Here is a 3,019-nt window from a genome sequence, read left to right on the forward strand (position 1 = left end):
TTTCTTCCTCGCCGGTTACTGAGTTGACCAGCGGACGGCCCTTGGCGACCTTCAGTCCAGCCTCGATCGCCGCGGTGACGGAACTGTCGATTGACAGCGGCAGATCGACCAGTCCCTGGACGATCTCCAGTGTCTGAACCAAGAGGCCCGGCTCCGTCTCATTCGGATTGACCGAGGTGACGCCGGCATTGACGTCGAGCATGGTGGCGCCGCAGGCGGCCTGCTCCAGCGCGTCCTTGATGACGGTCTCGAAGTTGCCGGCCACCATTTCGGCGGCGAGCTTCTTGCGGCCGGTCGGGTTGATGCGCTCACCGATCACGCAGAAGGGCTGGTCGAAGCCGATGACGATTTCTCGGGTGGCTGAGGCGACGATGGTGCGGGTCATGCGATCTCTCCGTCGGGATATAAAGAGTTCTTTATATCGTTATCTGATTTCGTTCAAGCGTATGTGTGTCGGCCGCGCCGTCAATGCGCGGTCTTCACCATATCCACCTGGGTTTCGGTAATCTCGTCGTGCAATATGTGGTCGAGCCGCTCGGCAACCAGCTGGTCGTCGCGGCGGATTTCGCGCTTCCAGGGCTGGCGGCCCTTCAGCACGCCCGATTCATCGACGATCTCGGCGACATACTCTTCCTGGCGGTAGGCCATCACATGGACGCCGGCGACGCCCGGAATTTCCTTCACCTCGTTGATGATGTCGATGCAGAGCTGCTTCCCTTCCTTCTTCTGGTCCTGCGCGCCTTCGAGCCGCTTGATCACCGCGTCGGGGATATGGATGCCCGGCACATTGGAGCGGATCCATTTCGCCGTCTTGGCGGAAGCGAGCGGCCCGACGCCGCACAGGATGAAGACCTTTTCCGTATGCCCCAAGTCCCGCGCGCTCTGCATGAAGGCTTTGAACATCGGCACGTCGAAGCAATATTGCGTCTGCACGAACTGCGCGCCCGCGGCGATCTTCTTGCCGAGATGGATCGGGCGGAAATCGTAAGGCGGCGCGAAGGGGTTGACCGCGGCACCGAGGAAGACCTGCGGCGGTGTCGTCAGCTTGCGGCCGGACAGGAACCTGCCATTGTCGCGCATGATGCGGATGGTTTCGAGCAGCGACATTGAATCGAGATCGAACACCGGCTTGGCGCCTGGCTGATCGCCGGCCTGGACGCCGTCGCCTGTGAGGCACAGCATGTTGGCGACGCCCATCGCAGCACCGCCCAGCACATCGCCCTGGATGGCGATGCGGTTCTTGTCGCGGCAGGCGATCTGCATGATCGGGGCATAGCCCATGCGGGTGAGCAGCGCGCAGATGCCGACCGACGACATGTGGCAGTTGGCGCCGGACGCGTCGACCGCGTTGATGGCGTCGACCCAGCCGTCGAAGATCTTGGCGCGGTTGTAGACGTCTTCGGGGTCGGCGCTGTCGGGCGGGTTGAGCTCGGTCGTCACCGCGAACTCGCCGCGGCGCAGCACGCGCTCCAGCCGGCCGCGCGAAGTGTGGCCGGGCAGGGGATCGAGCGGCAGGTGGATGCCGGCCGGGTTCTCGTCGCGCTGGCGGGCGATCATGCCGAAGCTCCGGGGTTCTGGTTCGTTTCACGAGCTGCCGCGGCCTGCGCCGTCACCCTGAGCCAGGCCGAGGTTTCGCGCAGCGACTGGTCGACCGGCTTCTGCACGTCGAGGATCTTGTCGCCGTGCACCATGTTGCGGGAGCCTTCCCAGGCCTTGACCCAGACGCAGGGCATGTCCGGCTCGACCTCGCAATTGCCATTGGCGCGCACGCCGCCGCAGGGGCCGTTGCGAAGCTGCTTCGGGCAGTTCATTGGGCACGACATGCCAGTGGAGGAGAGGACGCACTGGCCGCACATGCGGCAGTCAAACATGAAGCCCTTGACGCGCTTTTCGACGAACTTCACCGGGGCCTCGACGCGGCCATAGCCGATGCCTTTCCACAAAGGATGCAAAAGCAGGAAGACGTCGGCGAACCTGCTGTAGAACCATTCCAGCAATCGCGAGTGCCGGATCGACCACAATCTCACGGCAAAAGTTCGCTGGACCCGCCGCTGCGGCGACACGTCGGCAGGCTTGTAATCGGACTTCGGCGCTGCCTTCTTGACCAGAGTGGCCTGGGTGACCGCCGGCTGTTTCTCAGACATTTTCTTTCCCGCCAGCCTTGACCAGAGCGACCAGCCGCTCACGGTCATATTTCGCGTCGAGGTCCTGGTAAGCCTTCTCGACCTCGGCTTCGATGTCGTCGCCGACCGGAACCGGATCGGCCTTGCGCCATTCGGCCAGGTAGTCGTCTGTGCCGCCGGCGCCGGTGCGCATGGCGCACATGTCGATCGCCTCGGTGAAGCGCAGCGGCAGTTCGCGCTTGGCGTTCTGCCGGCCCTTCTTGACGATGACCTGCGCGGGGATGTCGCGCCAATAGACGACGATCAGATCGGCCATGAATTCTCAACTCCTCGATGTTTGGAGCATTGCCGCATGCGCCCTTGGGCCGCTTGTTATGGGACGACGCGCGCGCCTTCAAAAGCGACGCTGCTGGAGGTCGCAAACGAAAGGTCGCGAGCCCGGATTGGGAGACGGCGTCTCCGTCATCGATGGCAAGGGGCCGGGGAGATGTCAGTCCTGCCACACAGGCCGTGACTCAGCGAGCTTTCGCAGTTCGGGGAGATCGGTCGGTGGGGACTTTGCCCACTCCTCGAACTTTTCCCAATCGGCAGCCGGGATCGTCACAACATGCCCGCCCAGCACCTGCATTTCGGCTGCCTCAATGGCCTTGCGCCGGATGAAGTCACTGAGATTGGTGTGCGCTTGACTGGCAGCAGCTTCAAGAATCTTACGTTCGTCAGAGGTGACGAGAATATTGATAGGGGCCATGATGGACATCGGCAGAACTCACTTCCTGTAGGACGGTAACATACAGGGCGACCGATTGAACGAGCCTACCAAACGCGCTTCGTCAGGCCGGTCCAGAGATAAAACCAGATCGTGGGGTGAAACCACTGCTTCGACGGCAGGTTGGGGT

The 3,019-nt window shown here is 62.7% G+C and carries 5 protein-coding genes; all 5 read right to left on the bottom strand.

What is annotated here, in order from left to right:
• The coding region (locus EOA29_RS30915) for a dihydropteroate synthase (RefSeq protein WP_189479037.1) at positions 1–385 on the bottom strand (385 nt) is incomplete at its 3' end.
• An 80-nt stretch (positions 386–465) separates the two neighbouring features.
• Positions 466–1,557: a methylenetetrahydrofolate reductase gene (locus EOA29_RS30920; RefSeq protein WP_126093290.1), complete on the bottom strand. Its 1,092-nt coding sequence runs from the start codon at positions 1,555–1,557 to the stop codon at positions 466–468.
• Positions 1,554–2,144 (bottom strand): methylenetetrahydrofolate reductase C-terminal domain-containing protein, encoded by a 591-nt coding sequence (locus EOA29_RS30925; protein ID WP_126093291.1) that lies wholly within the window; start codon positions 2,142–2,144, stop codon positions 1,554–1,556. Before EOA29_RS30925 ends, EOA29_RS30920 begins: the two co-directional genes overlap by 4 nt.
• Positions 2,137–2,439: a virulence factor gene (locus tag EOA29_RS30930; RefSeq protein ID WP_040969819.1), complete on the bottom strand. Its 303-nt coding sequence runs from the start codon at positions 2,437–2,439 to the stop codon at positions 2,137–2,139. The genes EOA29_RS30925 and EOA29_RS30930 overlap by 8 nt, the downstream gene beginning before the upstream one ends.
• A gap of 174 nt (positions 2,440–2,613) precedes the next feature.
• A complete protein-coding gene (locus EOA29_RS30935) occupies positions 2,614–2,880 on the bottom strand; it encodes a DUF1778 domain-containing protein (RefSeq protein WP_126093292.1) in 267 nt (88 codons plus the stop codon).
• Positions 2,881–3,019: the final 139 nt, after the last annotated feature.

The sequence above is a fragment of the Mesorhizobium sp. M1E.F.Ca.ET.063.01.1.1 genome (assembly GCF_003998155.1).
In the GTDB taxonomy this organism is placed as follows: domain Bacteria; phylum Pseudomonadota; class Alphaproteobacteria; order Rhizobiales; family Rhizobiaceae; genus Mesorhizobium.

Excerpts from the sequence above, each read along its gene's own strand:
- EOA29_RS30920 (WP_126093290.1), bottom strand. The coding sequence starts at position 1,557 with ATGATCGCCCGCCAGCGCGACGAGAACCCGGCCGGCATCCACCTGCCG.
- EOA29_RS30935 (WP_126093292.1), bottom strand. The coding sequence starts at position 2,880 with ATGTCCATCATGGCCCCTATCAATATTCTCGTCACCTCTGACGAACGT.
- EOA29_RS30925 (WP_126093291.1), bottom strand. The coding sequence starts at position 2,144 with ATGTCTGAGAAACAGCCGGCGGTCACCCAGGCCACTCTGGTCAAGAAG.
- EOA29_RS30930 (WP_040969819.1), bottom strand. The coding sequence starts at position 2,439 with ATGGCCGATCTGATCGTCGTCTATTGGCGCGACATCCCCGCGCAGGTC.